Origin of the sequence: Zhongshania sp., assembly GCF_041623545.1 — a bacterium.
Lineage (GTDB): Bacteria > Pseudomonadota > Gammaproteobacteria > Pseudomonadales > Spongiibacteraceae > Spongiibacter.
In genome coordinates, this window is the sequence record NZ_JBFJWS010000003.1 from 23,932 (window position 1) to 42,512 (window position 18,581).

18 protein-coding genes are annotated in these 18,581 nt (G+C 49.6%); 11 read left to right on the top strand and 7 right to left on the bottom strand.

Annotated features, from left to right (window positions below; translation table 11 throughout):
* Positions 1–10 precede the first annotated feature (10 nt).
* From ABYT30_RS01260 to ABYT30_RS01295, 8 genes are all read left to right on the top strand, one after another.
* Positions 11–331, top strand: coding sequence for a 2Fe-2S iron-sulfur cluster-binding protein (locus ABYT30_RS01260; RefSeq protein ID WP_373077405.1), 321 nt, complete (start codon positions 11–13; stop codon positions 329–331).
* 113 nt (positions 332–444) lie between these two features.
* Positions 445–1,038, top strand: coding sequence for a TetR/AcrR family transcriptional regulator (locus tag ABYT30_RS01265; RefSeq protein WP_373077402.1), 594 nt, complete (start codon positions 445–447; stop codon positions 1,036–1,038).
* Between the two features lie 198 nt (positions 1,039–1,236).
* Complete coding sequence (locus ABYT30_RS01270; protein ID WP_373077400.1) at positions 1,237–2,658, top strand: SRPBCC family protein; 1,422 nt, start codon at positions 1,237–1,239, stop codon at positions 2,656–2,658.
* 212 nt (positions 2,659–2,870) lie between these two features.
* Positions 2,871–3,473, top strand: a complete 603-nt coding sequence (locus tag ABYT30_RS01275) for a TetR/AcrR family transcriptional regulator (RefSeq protein ID WP_373077397.1) — start codon at positions 2,871–2,873, stop codon at positions 3,471–3,473.
* A 196-nt stretch (positions 3,474–3,669) separates the two neighbouring features.
* Positions 3,670–4,113 carry a hypothetical protein gene (locus tag ABYT30_RS01280; protein WP_373077395.1) on the top strand — a complete coding sequence of 148 codons (444 nt, stop codon included), beginning with the start codon at positions 3,670–3,672 and terminating at the stop codon, positions 4,111–4,113.
* Between the two features lie 20 nt (positions 4,114–4,133).
* Positions 4,134–4,607: a nuclear transport factor 2 family protein gene (locus ABYT30_RS01285; protein WP_373077392.1), complete on the top strand. Its 474-nt coding sequence runs from the start codon at positions 4,134–4,136 to the stop codon at positions 4,605–4,607.
* A 22-nt stretch (positions 4,608–4,629) separates the two neighbouring features.
* Positions 4,630–5,349 (top strand): dienelactone hydrolase family protein, encoded by a 720-nt coding sequence (locus tag ABYT30_RS01290; protein WP_373077390.1) that lies wholly within the window; start codon positions 4,630–4,632, stop codon positions 5,347–5,349.
* Positions 5,350–5,402: 53 nt separating this feature from the next.
* Positions 5,403–6,149 (top strand): hypothetical protein, encoded by a 747-nt coding sequence (locus tag ABYT30_RS01295; RefSeq protein ID WP_373077388.1) that lies wholly within the window; start codon positions 5,403–5,405, stop codon positions 6,147–6,149.
* Positions 6,150–6,168: 19 nt separating this feature from the next.
* Here the strand turns inward: ABYT30_RS01295 and ABYT30_RS01300 are convergent, their stop codons facing one another.
* Both ABYT30_RS01300 and ABYT30_RS01305 read right to left on the bottom strand, forming a co-directional pair.
* Positions 6,169–6,579 carry a nuclear transport factor 2 family protein gene (locus ABYT30_RS01300; RefSeq protein ID WP_373077387.1) on the bottom strand — a complete coding sequence of 137 codons (411 nt, stop codon included), beginning with the start codon at positions 6,577–6,579 and terminating at the stop codon, positions 6,169–6,171.
* Positions 6,580–6,631: 52 nt separating this feature from the next.
* Positions 6,632–7,417 carry a sugar phosphate isomerase/epimerase family protein gene (locus tag ABYT30_RS01305; protein WP_373077385.1) on the bottom strand — a complete coding sequence of 262 codons (786 nt, stop codon included), beginning with the start codon at positions 7,415–7,417 and terminating at the stop codon, positions 6,632–6,634.
* A 315-nt stretch (positions 7,418–7,732) separates the two neighbouring features.
* On the opposite strand from ABYT30_RS01305, the gene ABYT30_RS01310 reads away from it, so the two are divergent.
* Positions 7,733–8,104 carry a VOC family protein gene (locus ABYT30_RS01310; protein ID WP_373077382.1) on the top strand — a complete coding sequence of 124 codons (372 nt, stop codon included), beginning with the start codon at positions 7,733–7,735 and terminating at the stop codon, positions 8,102–8,104.
* Between the two features lie 122 nt (positions 8,105–8,226).
* Positions 8,227–8,988, top strand: coding sequence for an SDR family NAD(P)-dependent oxidoreductase (locus ABYT30_RS01315; RefSeq protein WP_373077380.1), 762 nt, complete (start codon positions 8,227–8,229; stop codon positions 8,986–8,988).
* 30 nt (positions 8,989–9,018) lie between these two features.
* Here ABYT30_RS01315 and ABYT30_RS01320 read toward each other — a convergent pair whose 3' ends face one another.
* Entirely contained in the window at positions 9,019–9,939 is a 921-nt protein-coding gene (locus ABYT30_RS01320; protein ID WP_373077378.1) for an NAD-dependent epimerase/dehydratase family protein, read from the bottom strand.
* Positions 9,940–10,130: 191 nt separating this feature from the next.
* Positions 10,131–10,790 carry a TetR/AcrR family transcriptional regulator gene (locus tag ABYT30_RS01325; RefSeq protein WP_373077376.1) on the bottom strand — a complete coding sequence of 220 codons (660 nt, stop codon included), beginning with the start codon at positions 10,788–10,790 and terminating at the stop codon, positions 10,131–10,133.
* Positions 10,791–11,095: 305 nt separating this feature from the next.
* On the opposite strand from ABYT30_RS01325, the gene ABYT30_RS01330 reads away from it, so the two are divergent.
* A complete protein-coding gene (locus ABYT30_RS01330) occupies positions 11,096–11,908 on the top strand; it encodes a TauD/TfdA dioxygenase family protein (protein ID WP_373077373.1) in 813 nt (270 codons plus the stop codon).
* Between the two features lie 83 nt (positions 11,909–11,991).
* On the opposite strand, the gene ABYT30_RS01335 is transcribed toward ABYT30_RS01330, so the two are convergent.
* The 3 genes from ABYT30_RS01335 to ABYT30_RS01345 form a co-directional block, all read right to left on the bottom strand.
* Complete coding sequence (locus ABYT30_RS01335) at positions 11,992–14,334, bottom strand: TonB-dependent receptor (RefSeq protein WP_373077370.1); 2,343 nt, start codon at positions 14,332–14,334, stop codon at positions 11,992–11,994.
* Positions 14,335–14,518: 184 nt separating this feature from the next.
* A complete protein-coding gene (locus tag ABYT30_RS01340; RefSeq protein WP_373077368.1) occupies positions 14,519–16,747 on the bottom strand; it encodes a TonB-dependent receptor in 2,229 nt (742 codons plus the stop codon).
* 81 nt (positions 16,748–16,828) lie between these two features.
* Positions 16,829–18,499 carry an FAD-dependent oxidoreductase gene (locus tag ABYT30_RS01345; RefSeq protein WP_373077367.1) on the bottom strand — a complete coding sequence of 557 codons (1,671 nt, stop codon included), beginning with the start codon at positions 18,497–18,499 and terminating at the stop codon, positions 16,829–16,831.
* Positions 18,500–18,581: the final 82 nt, after the last annotated feature.

The following is an 18,581-nucleotide window of genomic DNA, read 5'->3' on the forward strand; positions in this document are numbered from 1 at the left end:
GAGTTATTTTATGCCGAAAATAACCGTTATTACCCGCAGCGGCGACTCCCAAGTGGTCGACGCAGAACTCAACCGCTCCCTTATGGAAGTGGTCAGAGATGATGGGATTGACGAGCTAATGGCACTTTGTGGCGGCTGCTGCTCCTGTGCCACCTGCCACATTTATGTTGATCCCGCTGACGCCGACCGGTTACCACCGATCAGTGAAGACGAAAACATTCTGCTCGACAGCTCCGAGCACCGCAAACCCGAGCAGTCACGACTCTCCTGCCAGATCCGTGTCACCGAGGCCCATGAAGGCCTGCGCGTCACGATCGCCCCAGAAGACTAAGGGCTTTTGGTATTTAGCTGCCTTTCGACTAGAATAGGCAGCTAAATACCTTTGCTAGGAATTATGAGAATGGTCATTTCCCTTGGGATTCCATTACTCAAATTTGATATTTAATGCCAAAAAAAATTTTCCGCCCCCAGTTTTCTACCGCAACCGATGCCCGCGTTCTGCAAACCCGAGACGCCTTGCGCCGCGCACTATTAGAACTACTTCAGCATAAAAGTATTGAGCAACTCACTATTCGCGAAATCGCCGCGAGTGCCGGCGTTGGCTACACCACCTTTTTTCGCCATCACCAAAGCAAAGAAGCGCTCCTCGACGATATCGCCGCAGACGAAATTAAGCGTTTAATCGAGTTTGCACTTCCGTCACTGGATATGGAAAACATCAGCTCAGCCTCACTGGCGCTGTGCAGTTATGTCGCTGATCATCGCAGTCTTTGGACCTCACTACTCACTGGTGGCGCTGCGGCAAAACTACGCGAGGAGTTTAATCGCATCGCCCTAGAAATAGCCGCGCCTGAAGATCATACCGGCAATTGGTTGCCCGCTGAGGTTGGTGTCATTGTGGTTGTTAGCGGCACTATTGAATTACTGACCTGGTGGCTACGCCAGAGCAAGCCCATTTCAGTAAAGCAGCTTGCTGCGATCCATGAACGACTTATCGCGTCCCCCACCGTACGTGCCAATTTACCCCCCGCAAATTAAGCCCCGCCATATACCCGCGATCACAGCACCCCACTCGCTAGACATCGCTATTTTGCACTAGGTGCAAAATTGTAGACAAATTAAGCAGTCGCACAGTAAGTGATAGACAGCACCCAAACACCGCCCTAAGATAAGACGCTACTAATCAACAATACTGTACAATAATAAGCGAGTCTGCGCGCTCTTTCGGAGATCCCTATGAGCCCCACCAATACCACTGCAAATAGCACAATTCCGGCACTAAACATTGATGAAACCTCGACGTGGCCAGACAGCTGGCTAACCATGCCTCACGGCATTCGCGTAGGCCGGTATATCGACCCCGCCTTTCAGCAATTGGAGTATGAAAAGCTATGGAGCAAAGTATGGCAAGCCGCCGCCAGACTTGACGAAGTTCAGGAGCCAAACGACTACACCGTCTATGAGATTGGTGACCAAGCCGTACTTATTGTTCGCGTTGACGAAAACACCATCAAGGCCTACCACAATGTCTGTCCGCACCGCGGCACGGCATTGGCCGAAGGCGCTGGAACCTTCCCCGGCGGTCGTATTATTTGCCCCTTTCACGGCTGGCGCTGGGATGCGGCGGGACAAAATCACTTCATTTTAGAGCAGCAGGAATTTCGCCAAGGAAAACTCTGCAATAGTGACGTATCACTTAAAGAGCTAAAGCTAGAGATTTACGCGGGCTTTATTTTCATCAACTTCGACGCCGCCCCCCAGCCCTTTGAGGAGTTCATCGCCCCAGTAAAACCGTTTCTTGACGGCCTCGCCATCGGCGAAATGGGCAACTACTGGTGGAAGTCCATTCCAATTCCGTCAAACTGGAAAGTTGCGCAAGAGGCTTTCTTTGAAACCTACCACGTACCCGCTACTCACCCACAGCTCGAAAAGCCCGCCGCCGCCGTAATTTACGGTGAAGACGAGGTTAAAGACTTCCCGTTTAATCACCGCAACGTGGCCTACGACGTCTACCCCAATGGTCACGGCCGCTTCTACGCCGGCGCAAACACCGCAATGGCAGGTAAAGTACAAGTCGAAAATGATGCCGATCCCGTCGACGTGATGGCCGATCGACTCCAGCTATTAGTCGACGGCATGGATGCGCAGGTACTGCAAGGCGATATCGATGTATTGCGCACCTTGCGTGGCAAACCGATCCCAGAGGGGTCAAGTCTGGGCGGCGAATACGTTAAAACCCTATACGCCCACGCCGCCGCAGAAAATCGCCCTATGCCGACACCAACGCCGGAAATTCTCGGCATGTGGGGCGGTGAAGTATTTATTTTCCCCAATATCATGATCCTACCCCACGCGGGCAATGCCATGATTTATCGAGTTCGCCCCAATGGCAAAGATCCCGATAGCTGCCACTTCGAAATCATGTCTACCAAAACCTATCCAGCCGCTGATAAGCCGCCCCGGGCTGTTATGACGCAAGTAACAGACCTTGATGACCCCGAGCAGGTACTGCTTATTCCACGCCAAGACTTGGGCAATATTCCAAGGATGCAAAAGGGCCTGCACTCACGCTCTATGCGCCAAACCTGGCTGGCTAGTCACCACGAAAAAATGATCCTTAATATGCACCAAGAGATGGATCGCTACCTGCAGTCATAAGCTGGACAAACTCCACCATCTTAATGTGTACTGAGCACCCAAAGCTCAGTACACATTTCACCGCCGGCGGCGATTTTAGACTTAAAAATGCTATTATCGCCGCATTTGGCCGGCGCCGATTTGGGTGGTATATCAAACCGCGCAAGCCCCGCTAAGCAAAACGCAATACGATACCGCCCAGTGCCGTATCGTATTGCCACAGGAGTCTGCCTATGAAAGCCGTGCGGAAAGTGGATGATAAAAATAAAACCCGCGAAGCCATTCTCAATGCTACCGAGACGATCATGCGTGAAGATGGTTATGCCGCCGTTAGCTCACGACGCGTTGCCGCCGAAGCCGGGTTAAAGTCCCAGTTAGTACACTACCATTTTGGTACCATGGACGAATTATTTTTGGCACTGTTTCAACGTGCCGATGCTCAGAACTTTGATCGTCACATGCAGCTTATGACCGCGCCAAACCCTTTGTGCGAGTTATGGAAATTAAATACCGACCGCAAAGGTATGGGACTTATATTTGAATTCATGGCGCTGGCAAATCACCGCGAAGCGCTACGTAAGGAAATCGCACGCGCCAATGTTCGAACCCGCAGCTTACAAATCTCAATACTTAAGCGCGCGCTTGACGAGAGTGGCGTCCCCCTCGATAAATTCCCCCCCAATGTACTGTCACTGTTAATGGCGGGCGCCGCCCTTGAACTCGTCACTGAAGCCAGCATAGGCGTCCATGACGCCCACAGCGACACCCTCAAATTTGTCGAAAACTTACTGCAAAGCATCGAGCCAATACACGCCACGACCAAAACAGTTGGTTAGTATTAGCAAAGTAAGTTAATTTTCTACAGTTAGCTGCAAAAATTTCGGCTCCGGCCCATGCTACCGGCGCTAGCTATGTCTTGCTTTTATTTAGGCGTTCGCTTAAATTTATTCAAGACAATTAAATAACAATAAATTAGCGCCAATAATAAATAGCACTTGGCATACCCCACCCGAGCTATACGGGAACATTGCAATGATGGATATCGACGCAATAAAAGCCAACTTTAATAAAGACATTGGCAATACCGAACTCTGCGCCAAAGTATTGGATTACTGTGACATTTTTAATCGCACGGTCAAACGCGCTAAACAAGCTGGATTTACAAAAGCGGCATGGGCACCCTTTGCCGAGCTCGTCGACGTTGCAACATTTCAACGCGTGGGCCATCAATGCGAAGTCATGAACTGGTCAGAATACACTGACTTTGTCAGCCAGTTTGCGGCGGCACTGGAGTGGGAGGGCAATTTTCGGCGAGTGCAGGAACGCGGCAATGTGGTTTACCTCGAACTGACCGAGCGCTGCTCCATTGGCGACCATGTCGATGTATCCAATACCATGACCGTTTACAAATTTAATGACCACGGCAAGCTGTGTCACCTAGATGTATATTTACAACAAAAGCCAGCCCAAGTTTAAACCACTATCAGGGCCTAAAAATGACCATAGACGAACTATTAGCGCGGGAATGTATCCGCCAGACCATGGCCAACTACACCATGGCGGGTGACCGTTTGCGCATTGACGATTTTGCCGCGGTGTTCACCGAAGATGCCATACTGGAATCTGACGGTGTGCCGGCCACCGACGCTTTTCGCTACGAAGGCCGCACTGCCGTTGCCAATTGGCTAAGTCGCTGGAGCGAGCCTCGTGAAGCCACCAGTAGCAGCCAACAAGCCAGCTTCGTTCGCCACCACCTTTCAACATCGCAAATCGAATTGACCGCAAGCAATGAAGCCAGAGCGCGCACCTACTGGGTTGCCTACACGGATATTGGGCCAGATCATGCGGGCTACTACCTCGATCAATTTCGCAAGTCAGGCGAGCAGTGGCTTATCGCCCACCGCAAAGTTAGGTTAGATTGGCGCTCTCCGCAGAGCCTTTTTGCGACCGCGGTCAAACGTACTCAGTAAAGCATCACCCCGGGACCCGAAAATGAAAACAAAAAAAATAGAATATCATCACAATAGCGTAAAGATGGTCGGCTATTTAGCCTGGGATGAAAACCAAATCGGACTCTGCCCCGGTATTGTCGTTTTCCCGGAAGCCTTTGGTTTGAATGATCACGCTCGCCAGCGCGCGGAACGGCTCGCCAAGCTAGGGTATATTGCCCTTGCGGCGGATATCCACGGCGATGGCCAAGTTTTTGATGACATGGCCAGCCTCGTACCGGCAATTCAAACGATGTATAACGATCGGAAAGAGTGGCGCGGCCGCGCCCACGCGGCGCTTACTGCACTACTCAGCCAAGCCAATGTAGATAAACACAACACGGCAGCTATCGGCTTTTGCTTTGGCGGCGCCTGCTGCTTCGAACTCGCCCGCAGCGGCGCACCCCTGGCTGCCCTTGCGACCTTCCACGCCGGACTTATTCCAGAGCAAGACGGTGACGCCCGCATCACCGCCAAGATTCTCATCTGTAATGGTGCCGACGACGGCGTAATCAATCGCGACGCATTAAACGCCGTCACTGCTGAATTAAGCCGCGACAAGGTCGACTGGCAATTAATTCATTACGGCGGTGCAGTACACAGTTTCACGGACCCTGATGCCGACACCCGCAACTTACCCGGCTTCGCCTATTGTGAACGAACCGAACAGCGCTCGTGGGCGCTCATGCAGCAATTATTTAGCGAAGCCTTTGCTCGCCACTAACGAGTTCCTAGAGTCGCAGATAGGCCACCAAGTTAATTTGTATAGGCATATACATGAGCTACCAACTCAAGGGCACACCGTCTAGCCAATTACCTGCGGTACAGGCTAGCGGCCAAGGAGATGTAAGCCGGATTTTTACGTCCATGGCGGCCCGGGAAAGTAGTGGGCGCGACGCCGACTATCTCGCTTGGCACTCCCTAGATCATCGCCCTGAGCAATACCGCATCGCGGGTTTGCGACACTCAATTCGCTTGGTCTCAACACCGGCCTGCCGTGCTGCCCGCGCATTTAGCGAGCCAGCTTATGATGCCGTTGATCACGTGATGACCTATTTTTTTACAGAAGATGCCGCCTTTGATAAATACGCCGCATTAAGTAAAGCACTTGAAGGTGATCGCCGCCCATTTCGCCTGCCGACGGTGAGTGCAAATTATTATAAGCTCACAGGCAAAGTGGCCTCAGAGAAAGCCATTGCGGGCGCCGATGTCATTCCTTGGCGCCCAGCGCGTAGCGTCTACCTAATATTGGAACAAGGCGAGGTTTCACCAGCACCTCTTTGTGCCACGGAAGGCGTAGCTGGTATTTGGTGGCATCGCGGCAGTCCGGCTCCCGCCCTAGGATTCCCTGACAATAGCGGACTGCAACTCAGTTATTGCTTTATCGATGGCGAACCATTGGCCACTGCTCAGCGCCTGCGCGAAATTCTCGCGAAGCGCTGGGAAACAAATCCAATTACACCACTACTCGCCGCACCGTTTCAGGTAGTGGAGCCCTTTTACTGGGACAAATATTTACCGTAAAAAGTCACGCAGATAAGGCCTATAAACCTTCCGCAGACAATAGCGGATAAAGAACTTCATCCGCTAATTTCGTGCAAAAATATTCATTTACTTGGCGAATCCTGCCGTCCCGCAGGGTAAACACCATACAATATTCATTACAATAGGACTCACCATTAAAGAGTACACCGTTGCCAACAAATTCCACTACGACTTTGTCGCCGTCGGCAATAACCGTTTTTATATCAGGCTCCATCCCGGCGGGCATTAATTTTCTAAATGCCCCTATGGTCGCGAGAATCGTATCGTGGGTTCGCACCCCAGCAAAATTACCAAAGCCTTTTGCTAAGGTAAACGTGTCCTCGGCAATACAAGGTGCAGCCGCAACGGCATCGCCTTTGCCCATGGCGTCGATAAAATTGAGTACGATCTGTTTATTATCATTTTGCATACATTGCCACCCTCATATTATTTTTTTAATTTCCATTTAACTCGACAGTATTTTACGTCAACGTCGCTATTAATTTTTTTGCACACGCTACCACATGACGAATACGCTCGTCAGCAGGACGACCAGCGTTTTGCGGAACCTCTAGCTCAATTAGCATATTGCTCGGCAATGCTGAGAGTATTTCAAACAAAGGAAACCGCCCCTCACCCGGCGCCAATCTAGCACCCATGGCTTCGGCTCCATAATCGCTACACGCCCTAAGATCTAGGCTGTCGCAGAGCTGGAAGTTATAGAAAAGTTCGGGGCTTAAATCTGCCACATCAGCGGCCGTACCACCAGAACGAATCAGATGTAACACGTCCACACTAAGGCCAAGATTAGGCGCATTCAGCAAGCTAACTAATTTAACTGCTTCCGGCAAAGAGTTCCACGCCGGAGACAACGCCATAAACTCAATTGCAACTCGCAAATCAAAACCCAAACTTCGCGAGCACAACTCGCCAAGCAACTGGCTCACCCTTTGCTGATCATTATCAAGTACAACAACAGAAATTCCCGCTGCACCAATATCGGCCGCAATATCTAAACCCGGAATTAGATCTTCAATTTTGGTATTAGGAAGAAGAATAAAAGGATCGACATTGCCGACTTGTATTGCGGTGTCACGAAGAGCGGCTTTAAGCTCAATGTTGTTTTTCGACGTCACAAGAGGAAACTGGTTTGGGTCACCGAAACCGAATAAGGACACGCTCTGGCAGCCATGCTTAGCAGCAGCCTTAACAAATTCGACTGGGCTTAACTCCATGGCCGTCATGTGATGAATACCAAACCGCCGCATTACCATTTCTCCAGTTAGTCAAAATTTAAGTCGCATGCACAAATATCAACATTAAGCCAGCGAAGCTCTGACCACGTACAATGCAGACTCAACAGCAAATAGCGAACGCAGATGCGGTAGTAATAACACGCAACAAAAGGTAAGCTCGATAGGATTGTAGCGTAAAATAATAAAAAATATTATTTATTATAATTAACAATGACTTAATTTTTAGTCGAACCAAAGAAGCAGGCTTTATTCTTATAAAATTGCCGTTTTACCACAATCTCACTAACTCATCCCACTTAAAAATACGATTAGGAGACTCACAGAAAAATGATTTCTCATTTTAACTTAGGCACCAATGATTTAGCCCGCGCAGAACAATTTTACAATGAATTACTGAGCATCTTTAATGCCCAGCAAGCCTATAAAGCCGAGCGAACTGTGCTCTACGCTTTAGGTGAAGGCAGTGCTAAACTCGCCATTAACAAGCCCTTTAACGGCGAACCCGCAACGGTTGGCAATGGCTCAATGGTCGCCTTTTCTGCCTCAGGGCCAGAGCAAGTAAAGGCCTTCCACAGCAAAGCGCTGGCCCTTGGTGCCACATCCGATGGTGAGCCCGGTGAACGTATGGGCGGCCATTTATACGCGGCCTATGTCAGAGATTTGGATGGCAATAAGCTCGGTATTTTTTGTTCGCCCTAATCAATGAACACATCTACCGCTACTGCGCTAGATGTTCCAAATGCGCAACTCACTTTCTACAATATAATGATATCGACCTAGGATGTGAGCTGTTACAGTTTTGCAAAAAAAAGACCTTCAATATGCAATTATTACTCGCCAAAAAAGTCGCTATTGTCACTGGTGGTGCCAGCGGTATCGGTCGCGCCACAGTTGAATTATTTACTCAGCAAGGCGCCAATGTCGTCATCGCTGACATTGATTCACACCAAGGTCAGGCCTTAGCCGCTGAACTTGGTGACGCCACAGTATTCAAGAAAACAGATGTCGCCGACCCCGAGCAAGTGAAAGCGCTAGTGGATTTTGCGATCGACCATTTTGGCGGGCTAGATATCATGTTTAATAACGCCGGTATATCTGGTGCCGTCCACTACAGTTTTCTTGAAGACGATCTCGCCGACTTTCACAAAGTGATTGATGTAAATCTATTTGGCGTCATGACGGGCTGCCAACACGCTGGCCGCTATATGGCCAAACAAGGTTCCGGCTCAATCATCAACACCTCTTCGATTGCCGGGCTGAAACCTGGCCTACCTTTAATTAGTTATCGCGCTGCCAAGGCCGGTGTTATTCATTTCACTAAGTCGATCGCGAGGGAACTCGGTGAATACAATGTCAGGGTCAACTGTATTGCACCGGGCCACATCCCTGCCGCCCAAACCTTTTATGACATGGCAGAAATGACCAGCCGCATGCAGCCATTACAGAGACAGGGACGACCCCATGACGTCGCCAATGCTGCACTCTATTTGGCCAGCGAACTGTCGGCGCAGGTCACTGGCTTAGTCTTGCCCGTGGATGGTGGCTCTAATTTAGGTGGCCCATTAGAAAAACGACAAAAATAACTCCCAAGGCCGGCGATTATTGTCTAGAGGCTAAACGTCAGTCGCTGACGCTTTTGCGGAAATGAGCCGATCGGGGTGACGGGCTTCGATCATTTTACGAAAGCCCTCGCGCCACGGCACTTGGGTGCGCCCCAATATTTCATGCATATAACTCATATCAGGCCATAACGGTGTGTGCGCCTCTGGCGTGTATAGAAAAATCGGTTTCACCCCAACCAACTCCCCCATATAAGTGCAGTAATCTTCTGCGCTCACCGTTTCACTACCACCCCAGTTAACGGTAATTGGCGGTAGCGCCGCAACTTCCATTGCCCTGATACCAAGCACAACATAATCATCTTCGTAAATCGGGTTGTAATTATTCGGCCGATCAGGGTGGAGGCGAATAGGCTTACCCTGCAATATCATGTCGAGACGATCACAGGGCGCACCGCCCTCAGGCCCATATGTTGAGCATATACGTATGATTGTGAGGGGAATCTTAAATTGATTTGCCACCCAGGTGCAGACCTGCTCCCCGGCTATTTTTGAGAAGCTGTAATTGGCACGCAAAGGTGCGCCTGGTGCATCAGCCTCCGTCAGTGGCTTCCCCTCATAGCGATAAACCGAGCCTGTTGAGCAGTACACAAAGCCTTTCGCGTTGCGGCAATGCAGTAGTAAATCACCTGAGCATTGCGCATTAGTTTGCACACAACGTCGCCAATCATTAGCTCCGGGATCTACTGCGGCATGAAAGACATAACTAAAATCCGCTGGCAGCGACGAAAAATCACCTAGCGAGATATCTAGCTGTATCGGCTTAATACCCGCCGCGATTAATTTTTCGCGATCACCTTCTTTACTGAATCGCGCCGCACCCCATACTTCATTTTGTTTAGCGAGCTCGCGAGCAATAGGAAAGGCAATTTTCCCCGTAGCACCGGTGATCAAAATTTTTTCACTCTTCAGCATAAGCCCCTCGCTCGCCGTTACTTATAATTATGCGACTGCTTAAATTGTAGGGGGCGGCCGAAAAAATGCAAACGGAATAGCGCAGAGGAATTCTTAAGCAAGACGATAGAGACTACCGCTATTGCGAAGTGAAATTTAGACCACCACAGAAACACTTAATTTGAGTTCTTAAATACATACCCGCGCCAGAATTACACCGGCGCTTTTTCGTCTAGCAATTTTTGTAGACTCGGGAAAGCTTCAGCCTTCAGCACGCCGTGCATAAATAAACGAAGCACTTCACGACGCATGCGCTCGGCCATGACTTGACGCTCTTTTTTTGTCTGCGCGTGGGAGCCAACCCAAACTGGCCACAAGAAATACCCTGCCAGCACAATCACCGACAAGGCCTCCACATCAATACCGTCTTGGCTGGATTCTGTTTCAGCCAACTCCTTGGTAGATTCTTTAAACTGTCTAAAGAATATATCTTGACCGGGATCGTCGGCGGACAAGACTTCGAACAACCAAATACGACAAAGCGACGGGTTTTCGACAGAAAAATCAACCAACTTGGCGATTGCTTCGTACACCGGCCGCTCTTCGTCACGCCCCTCCCAGTGACCGGTATCATCAACACCTAAATCGCCAAATACAGTAGTCGATAGATGCTCACTCACCCAGGCGACGGTTGCCTTAATCAGGTCTTCACGGGTTTCAAAATGCTGGTAGGCCGTACCACGGTTAATGCCGGCAAGATGCGCTACCTTTGACAAACTCAGGGCATCAGGGCCGTCAGAGGCCAACACTGTGCGCGCCGCCGCCAAAATTGCTTCCCGAGTTTCACTTTTATTCCGTCTACGAGCCACCATACCTCCAACAAATCATCGCCACTGTTGATTTCAGCGCAAATTGTGTGCCGATACACTATGCAAGTCAACAAACCATACACTTGCTACTGAACTTCGTCGTTTTTATAGGCAAAAGCATCTAATTTTCACAATTTAACGTGATATTCTCTAAAACCTTTCCGACCAAAATACCGCTTATTAAGCAAATAGATCCCCAGCAAAATTCAAACACCCCAGCACACACAATAAGCACCACTGTTGACTATAATATAGCTTTACACTACCGTTAATTCTCATAAATTTATCGAAATTTGCAGAGGGTCAAAATGAGCCTTATCACAAGTAATCTCACACCCAATATCGGCGCTGAAATTAAGGCGGATCTCAACACTCTGCTGGGCGGTACTGCCGCCGCTGAAATCCGCGACATACTTGAGCAGCGCTGCGTTATTGTCTTCCGAGAACTTGGCCTAAGTGATGAGCAGCAACTGGCTTTCACTGCCACCCTCGGCGAAGTCATTCTCGAAGGTGATGAGGGAATTTATAAAGTCACTCTAGACGTCAATGAAAACGCCCACGCCGATTATTTAAAAGGCGCATTTTATTGGCATATCGACGGCACAACACTAACCGTGCCTATTCTTGCGTCCCTTCTCAGCGCGTGGAAATTGTCAGAAACAGGCGGCGACACAGAGTTCGCCAATACCTATGCCGCCTACGATGCATTGCCTGAAACCGACAAAGAGGCGTACTCAAAGTTAAAAGTGGTCCACAGCTTGGAAAACGCGCAGCAGTACGTTCAGCCCGAGCCAAGCTATGCCGAGCTTCAGGCTTGGCGCCAAGCACCATCGAATACTTTACCCCTAGTTTGGAATCACAAATCCGGCCGAAAATCTCTAGTGCTTGGATCAACAGCGGCATATATCGAAGGAATGGAATATCAGGAAGGTCGCGCACTACTATGTAAATTACGGGAATGGGCAACTCAGCCACAATTTGTATATCGCCATAAATGGACCGTCGGTGACCTCGTTATTTGGGACAATACTGGCACCATGCATCGCGCAACGTCCTACCCTTTAGACAGCGGGCGGATGATGCACCGCACTAAATTGGCAGGGGAAGAGTCATTCGCTTAAACCAAGCAGCACTCGCGCTAAGTCAGCACGTACAATTCAGGCGTATTTAAACAGCGACTCGCCTAAACGGGCGAGCTTTTCAATTACCAACGATAAGCCAGTGATACCCCGTAGATACGATCAGCGCCAACTGGCAAGCTATGCACTATATCGCGACGGTCATTTGCCACCGACAACGGCGTCATCATCACCACGTAGCTTTGGGCAAATACATTATTCACGTAAGCCGCAAGTTCAAAGGCATTCTCCGCGCCAAGCCAGCCAAAGCGTAAATCCGTAATACCGTACCCCTCCTGGATTGTGGTCGGTTGCTGCTCATTGGTAAATTGAACATCATCCTGCCAGCGGGTATTAATCTGACCGTATAAAACATTATCAACATCAATGAGCATATGCTCGTAACGAGCATTGATCGACACTGTGCGCTTCGGCGCATTCGCTAGCACACCACCGGCGACGTCTTGGGCATCACAATTACCGTCGCCATCACTATCAATCGCGCCGCCCTCATCAGCACGCTGCCCCGCAAAGCACTGCGTAACAAATTCATTAAAAACCGCGCGGTTAAATAAGACAGCGCCGCCAACAGTAAGCGCTTCAAATGGTCGAGCTTGAAACTCGATTTCCACGCCGCGGGTTTCAAGCTCGCCAGCGTTATCCAGTCTGTGCGCCACTATCGAGCCGGTAGTTTGCAAGTCGCGTATCTGCGCTTGAAAATCCTCAAAATAGGTTAAAAATGCGGCGACGTTTAATTCAAGTCGATTATCAAATAAACGTGATTTAAGGCCAAACTCATAGGCAAGGGCCTTTTCTGGGTCGACAGGATTATCCAATGCCGCCTGTTCATCCTCCCCCGCCAAGTCAAACGTTGCCCCACGATAGCCGGTAGAAATTGAGCCATAGGCAGTAATGTCATCAGCCCAGTCATAAAGCAGGGCGATTTTACCGGTCACGGTTTTATCGCTAGTCGTAACGCTGGGGGAAGAAAAACTACTGCTCTGTAGTTCAGTTCCTGTTCCGGTGTAAGACAATTGCGCGCTGGTATCGAGCACCACAGCCACTGACTCATCGATGTATCTCGCGCCAGCAGTTACGTGCCAATCATCGGCAAGATGCCAGGTACCCTCGGCAAATAGTCCGAGGTTTTGAATCTCGACCACCGCGTCGCGAGTATCATAATTATTGACCGCATCGGCACCGCCAAGGCCATCGCCAATTCCGGCGGGAATCGCAATCGGCACAAATGTCCCGGCCACCAAAGTGGCGGGCAAATCAGTGATATCCCGATCGTAATCTTCCTTCACCCAGTTATCGAACCACAGCACCCCCGCGGTATATTCAAAGCGTTCATTATTCGCAGAGGTAATTCGAAATTCCTGGGTAAAGGTTTCGATATCAATTTCAGTTACATTTGAGCGCAAATGGCCACGCTGACCATCTAAGCCGTAAACCGTAATATTGTCATGGTTATTTGCTTCACGAAACGCTGTCACTGAGCTCAGAACAAAACTGCCGACATCCCAATCTACACTCAAAGAGGCCGCGCTTGTTTTAGAATCAGAGAAGTTATTCCCGTGACTGCGGGCCTGACGATTATGCTCACCAAATTCGATGGGGGCACTGCGTTCTCGCAAAGACGGATTGCCATCTCGGTAAGTCATTAAGCCAGAATGACCATCCTTAACCTGGTGCTCTAAATTTAATCGCAAGGTCAAAGCCTCAGACGGGTCCCAGCGCAATTTACTCCGAAGACCAAAAAAAACAGAATCTGGTTCATTGGTATTCTGCTGAATATCCTCTAGGTGACCGTTACTCTGCTTGCCGTAGGCCGTTACACGCAGCCCAAGCCCCTTACTGAGCGGGCCACTCACGCTCGTCTGAAGCTTCATAAAGTCACCGGGGAAATTTTCCGGTTGTTCAAAACTTGAGCGCACACGGGCCTCAAACTCCGGCGACGGGTCTCGCGTAATCACATGCACCAAACCCGCCGACGCGTTCTTACCAAATAAGGTGCCCTGGGGACCACGCAACACCTCAATTCGCTCAATATCAGCAAAATCAAAAGTAGCTAGGCTATTGCGCGCCAGCACGACACCATCGAGCATTACCGACACATTCGGCTCCACCGCCACACTATAAACATTGGTCCCAACGCCGCGAATATTCACCGCACTGTTGATATAGGCATCTGACGAAAAGCGTAGCGAAGGCACCACTTTAGTCAGGTCCTGAATACTATTAATTTCATTGTTCTCAATTAGCTCACGACCAATAGCGGTCACCGCCATCGGTACATCCTGCAGGTTTTGTTCACGCTTTTGGGCCGTCACAATCACTTCTTCGAGCTGGGCGCCCCCAGAATAGGCATCAGACGCAATGAGAAAGCTAAAAGCTAGGCATAGTTTAGAGTAATTTTTTTTTATCATTATAAGTCCTCAGCCTGAAACCACTGCTAATCACACATGCAAGCAACATGGTTCAGAAAATCGTCTAGTAATTGCGCTTCTAAGCTAACGAGTTGCGCTAATAGCTGAACAAAGCGGCAGACTGAAGCCTGCCACCGGATCGATTAAACCCACTAGCACCACTTAGAAAGAGTAAGCAAGGCCATTAAAACCTTACTTCAAAGTCCACCCCGTAGGTCATTGGTTCTGCATACATATTCACGTCGAATCCAAAGGTTGAATAAACATTTACACCATTTGTGTAGTAGGACTCGTCTGTAATATTTTTACCCCAGACCGCTATACGAAGCTGAGTATCGCCGGGGCCAGCAATATCATCTAGCGACACCCGCGCATTCCAAACTTGGTAGCTCTCCTGATCATTTCGCTCAGGCTGCGGCGCTAGGAAATTATAATTATCTTTAAACGCCCAATCCAAACGGGCCTTAAACAGACCAATATTTAATTGCGACTCATAAGCGGCAAATATATTGGCACTGGTTCTCGGTGTATAAGGGAAGTTCGTCACACCAGACAAGTCCAGTATTTGCGAGGGGTTTGCAGGATTTGGTGAGTCATACTCAACATAGTTAGGCTTGGTATAGCCCCAGTTAGCGCCGATTTGTACATCCGTGCTGATCTGCGCCAAGGCCTCGACCTCCGCCCCATAAATATCAACCACCCCCGCATTACGCACCGTATTACCGAGGGTCACTGCATCAAAATTATTTACGCGCTTATCGTCATAGTCGCTATACCAAAGTGCGGCATTGACCCGCACACGCTCATAAATATCTGCTTTTACACCAAGCTCATAGGCCAACAAAACTTCTTCGTCATAACCCCGATGAAAAGTAGTCGGCTGGGAATTGGTATCAACATTGGTATCGCGGACATTAAATCCCCCTGCCTGGAAGCCGGAGCTCACTTTAAAATAGCTCATAACCTCGTCAGTCCAGTCGTAACTAATTGCAGCCATCGGCGATATATTGTCAAATTTCTGCTGCGCCGTGCCAAACTCAATTGGCGCGGCACCGCCACCGGGTATGACCCGCTTAGTCATTTGCTGATCTTCTTCGGTATAACGCAGCCCTGCAGTTACATCTAATCGCGCCGAGATGTAGTAGGTCGCTTGGCCGTAGAGCGCCCAGTTTTTATTCGTAAAACTTGCCTGATTGCCATTTAGTGAGCCAAACACCTCTAAGCCTTGATCTACAGTGCCTTTTTCTTCCATGTAAAAAATGCCTGCGGTGTAATCCAGTTTACTATCCAAGGTCGCGCCGGTTAAGCGAAACTCCTGAGTGAATAAATCCACTGTTTGCTCATCGATGGTTTGCAAAATAGACAATGGTGAGCCGTCGGAATCAGCGGTCGAATAATTTTCCATCTCCCGTCGTGCCGTGATCGATTTAATCTCCATATTGTCGGTAAGACTGTAATCAATATGCAGCGCCTGGCCATTAACCTGTGTCTTTGCTATGTGCTCGCCGTTGACACTCACCGAGTCAGGTCGGTCGGTGTGGTAGCCAATGGCATACGGCGCCAGCATGCCGCCCGCAGTTCTATTTAAATTTACACCCGTGGTCCACGGTGTTCCCGGAGCTTCATTAATATTTGTACGATCAAAGGTATAGAGCACTTTCAATAAATCACTTGGGTCCCACAGCAGGTGCGCCATATAGGCTGCGCGATCTTTGGTATCCAGCTCGCGGTTCGGTGCGCCGACCATATCATTGTCAGTCAAACCATCACGATTTAATTTTGCCGCTGAGACTCTTGCACTCAAACCACCAATAGAACTTCTCTTATCGGTAAGCGGTATATTCAACACACCCTTTAAATCGTTTTGACCATAATCACCAACGGTCAGCGCCAGCTTCCCTTCAAATTCATCGGTGGGCTTTTTGGTAATGAAATTTACCGTTCCACCCATAGTGTTACGACCATAAAGCGTACCCTGCGGGCCACGCAAAATTTCAATACGCTCTATATCGATAACATCCAGCATGCTGCCAACGCTTTTCGACAACAGCACATCATCGATATAAAGCCCTATAGCTGGGTCGTAGCTAACGAGGGTTTCGTTTTGCCCCATGCCACGCATGTTTATACCGACCCCAGACTTACCGCCTTGAAAGGTATTTACCACTAAATTGGGTGCGAAATTACCAATATCTGAGGGGTTGCTTATACCCATGTCCTGGACGTCTTCTGCCGTCATTGCAGTAATGGAAATTTGGGTATCCTGAACCGACGCCGATCGGTGCTCAGCGGTTACCAGAATTTCTTCTAGTACTTTTTCCTCTGCACCCAACGCCGGATAAGCGCAAGAAATAGTTAGTGCTAAAAAAGATAACTTAAACGTAGAGTTAGTTTTTAAATTTTCTTTGTTCATAACGCTCCCTTTTTTAATTTTTATACTCAAATCACAAACTAAATCTTATTCCCCACCCTTAAAGCGAAAGGAATACCTTACTTAATTACTCCCCGCTGCGTGATTAGCAGCCACAAAGCCCCACACAAACGTCGGGCCAATGCTCGAACCGGCTCCCGGATACACACGCCCCATAACAGAAGCCGTAGAGACCCCTGTCGCATACAAGCCGGGAATCACTGAGCCGTCTTCCCGCAATACGCGTGCGGAGGTATCCGTTACCACACCACCGTAAGTGCCAACATCACCGGGCACCACCTGTACCGCATAAAACGGCGGCTTACTTAACTCACCAAGGGTTTGCGAGGGCTGATGACAGAAATCGCCAAGCCAATTGTCATAGGCGCGCTCTCCGCGCTGGAAATCTTCGTCATAATTATTTCGAACAAAGCCATTAAAGCGGTTTACGGTCGCTTCCAATTGCGCTGCACTCATACCTAGCTGCTCAGCCAAGTCGGCAACACTTTGTGCCTGTTTGAGATAGCCCTCGTCGTACCAGCTTTGCGGCTTTTTACTGCCCGGCATCGTTCCGGCCAGCATGTACTTTTTCATGTACTGGCTATCAAACACCGCCCAGCTCGGCACTGCTGGCACGGCTTTATTGCGTGCCAGCATTGACTTGCAGTACGCCATATATGAGCCGCCTTCATTCATATAGCGTTGGCCAGTCTGATCTACCAAGATAGCGTGAGGCTTGGCTGTTAGGCTTTGCGCTGGCGACTGAATCTCACCCTCCTGACTACCCGGAGGCAAAGTACATTGATTGCCGACCATTTCATCCATTTGCGCAATTGCGGCGCCGTGGCGCATCATTTCTTCAATCATTTCACCGGTATCGGTCGGTGCAGCACTGGTCCACTTAGTGGATGTACCTGGCTGGTATTTGTCGCGCATACGCTGATTGTGGGCAAAGCCACCTGCCGCCACCAACACACCAAGCCGCGCACTAATCCGCCATGGCTTGCCGTTTTTTACAGTGAGCACGCCGCGCACCACGCCGTCGTCGACAATCAATTCACTGACCGGCGATTCACTGCGCACATCAACACCCCTGCGCAAAACGGCTTGCAACATTCGCCCCTGCAAAGCCGCACCCGCAGATACAAACTGCTTACGCGCCACTTTCGCGTAAATCGTACGAGCAATAACTTTTAACAGCACCTTGGTCGACCGCCAAGCACGCTTGAAATTCGGCAGCAATAGCGCTTCTTCCAGGGTTGCGGGCATGGTCAAAAAACCGGGTCGAAGTTTTTCTCGCCACGGTCCTAATTCATTAAGATCAAAAAGATCAGCAACCACACAACGGCCTACTTCGAGACCACCCGGCCGTTCATCATAATAATCAGGCCAATAGGAAACGCGATTGAGCTTGATACCTTGCTCAAGTAAAAAGTCGACCATCTTAGGTGCTTGGCGCAAGTAGGTGTGGCGACGCTCCGGAGTGGAGCCGGGGGTATCTCCCGCCTCCGCGGCCAAGCCGTCAAAATACTTCGCGGCGAGTTCAAAGCTATCGTCAATGCCGTCGCGTTTTAAAAAGCGATTATTCGGTATCCACATCACACCACCAGCGCGCGCCGTGGTGCCGCCGACCAAATGGGACTTTTCCAACATCACAACGCGCTTGTTTTTCGCCGCCATCTGCAGGGCTGCGCACATTGCACCACCGCCACTGCCGACAATAGCAAAATCCACAACCTCATCGAAATCCGCCAACTTACACCTCGATTAACACTTTGCTTTGACTATTATTTTTACTGTGGCACTGCGCCCAACAGAAAAGCCGAAACAGCGATCC

Bases quoted from the DNA above. Each gene is read 5' to 3' on its own strand.
- ABYT30_RS01260 (WP_373077405.1), top strand. From the start codon at position 11: ATGCCGAAAATAACCGTTATTACCCGCAGCGGCGACTCCCAAGTGGTC.
- ABYT30_RS01265 (WP_373077402.1), top strand. From the start codon at position 445: ATGCCAAAAAAAATTTTCCGCCCCCAGTTTTCTACCGCAACCGATGCC.
- ABYT30_RS01270 (WP_373077400.1), top strand. From the start codon at position 1,237: ATGAGCCCCACCAATACCACTGCAAATAGCACAATTCCGGCACTAAAC.
- ABYT30_RS01275 (WP_373077397.1), top strand. From the start codon at position 2,871: ATGAAAGCCGTGCGGAAAGTGGATGATAAAAATAAAACCCGCGAAGCC.
- ABYT30_RS01280 (WP_373077395.1), top strand. From the start codon at position 3,670: ATGATGGATATCGACGCAATAAAAGCCAACTTTAATAAAGACATTGGC.
- ABYT30_RS01285 (WP_373077392.1), top strand. From the start codon at position 4,134: ATGACCATAGACGAACTATTAGCGCGGGAATGTATCCGCCAGACCATG.
- ABYT30_RS01290 (WP_373077390.1), top strand. From the start codon at position 4,630: ATGAAAACAAAAAAAATAGAATATCATCACAATAGCGTAAAGATGGTC.
- ABYT30_RS01295 (WP_373077388.1), top strand. From the start codon at position 5,403: ATGAGCTACCAACTCAAGGGCACACCGTCTAGCCAATTACCTGCGGTA.
- ABYT30_RS01300 (WP_373077387.1), bottom strand. From the start codon at position 6,579: ATGCAAAATGATAATAAACAGATCGTACTCAATTTTATCGACGCCATG.
- ABYT30_RS01305 (WP_373077385.1), bottom strand. From the start codon at position 7,417: ATGCGGCGGTTTGGTATTCATCACATGACGGCCATGGAGTTAAGCCCA.
- ABYT30_RS01310 (WP_373077382.1), top strand. From the start codon at position 7,733: ATGATTTCTCATTTTAACTTAGGCACCAATGATTTAGCCCGCGCAGAA.
- ABYT30_RS01315 (WP_373077380.1), top strand. From the start codon at position 8,227: ATGCAATTATTACTCGCCAAAAAAGTCGCTATTGTCACTGGTGGTGCC.
- ABYT30_RS01320 (WP_373077378.1), bottom strand. From the start codon at position 9,939: ATGCTGAAGAGTGAAAAAATTTTGATCACCGGTGCTACGGGGAAAATT.
- ABYT30_RS01325 (WP_373077376.1), bottom strand. From the start codon at position 10,790: ATGGTGGCTCGTAGACGGAATAAAAGTGAAACTCGGGAAGCAATTTTG.
- ABYT30_RS01330 (WP_373077373.1), top strand. From the start codon at position 11,096: ATGAGCCTTATCACAAGTAATCTCACACCCAATATCGGCGCTGAAATT.
- ABYT30_RS01335 (WP_373077370.1), bottom strand. From the start codon at position 14,334: ATGATAAAAAAAAATTACTCTAAACTATGCCTAGCTTTTAGCTTTCTC.
- ABYT30_RS01340 (WP_373077368.1), bottom strand. From the start codon at position 16,747: ATGAACAAAGAAAATTTAAAAACTAACTCTACGTTTAAGTTATCTTTT.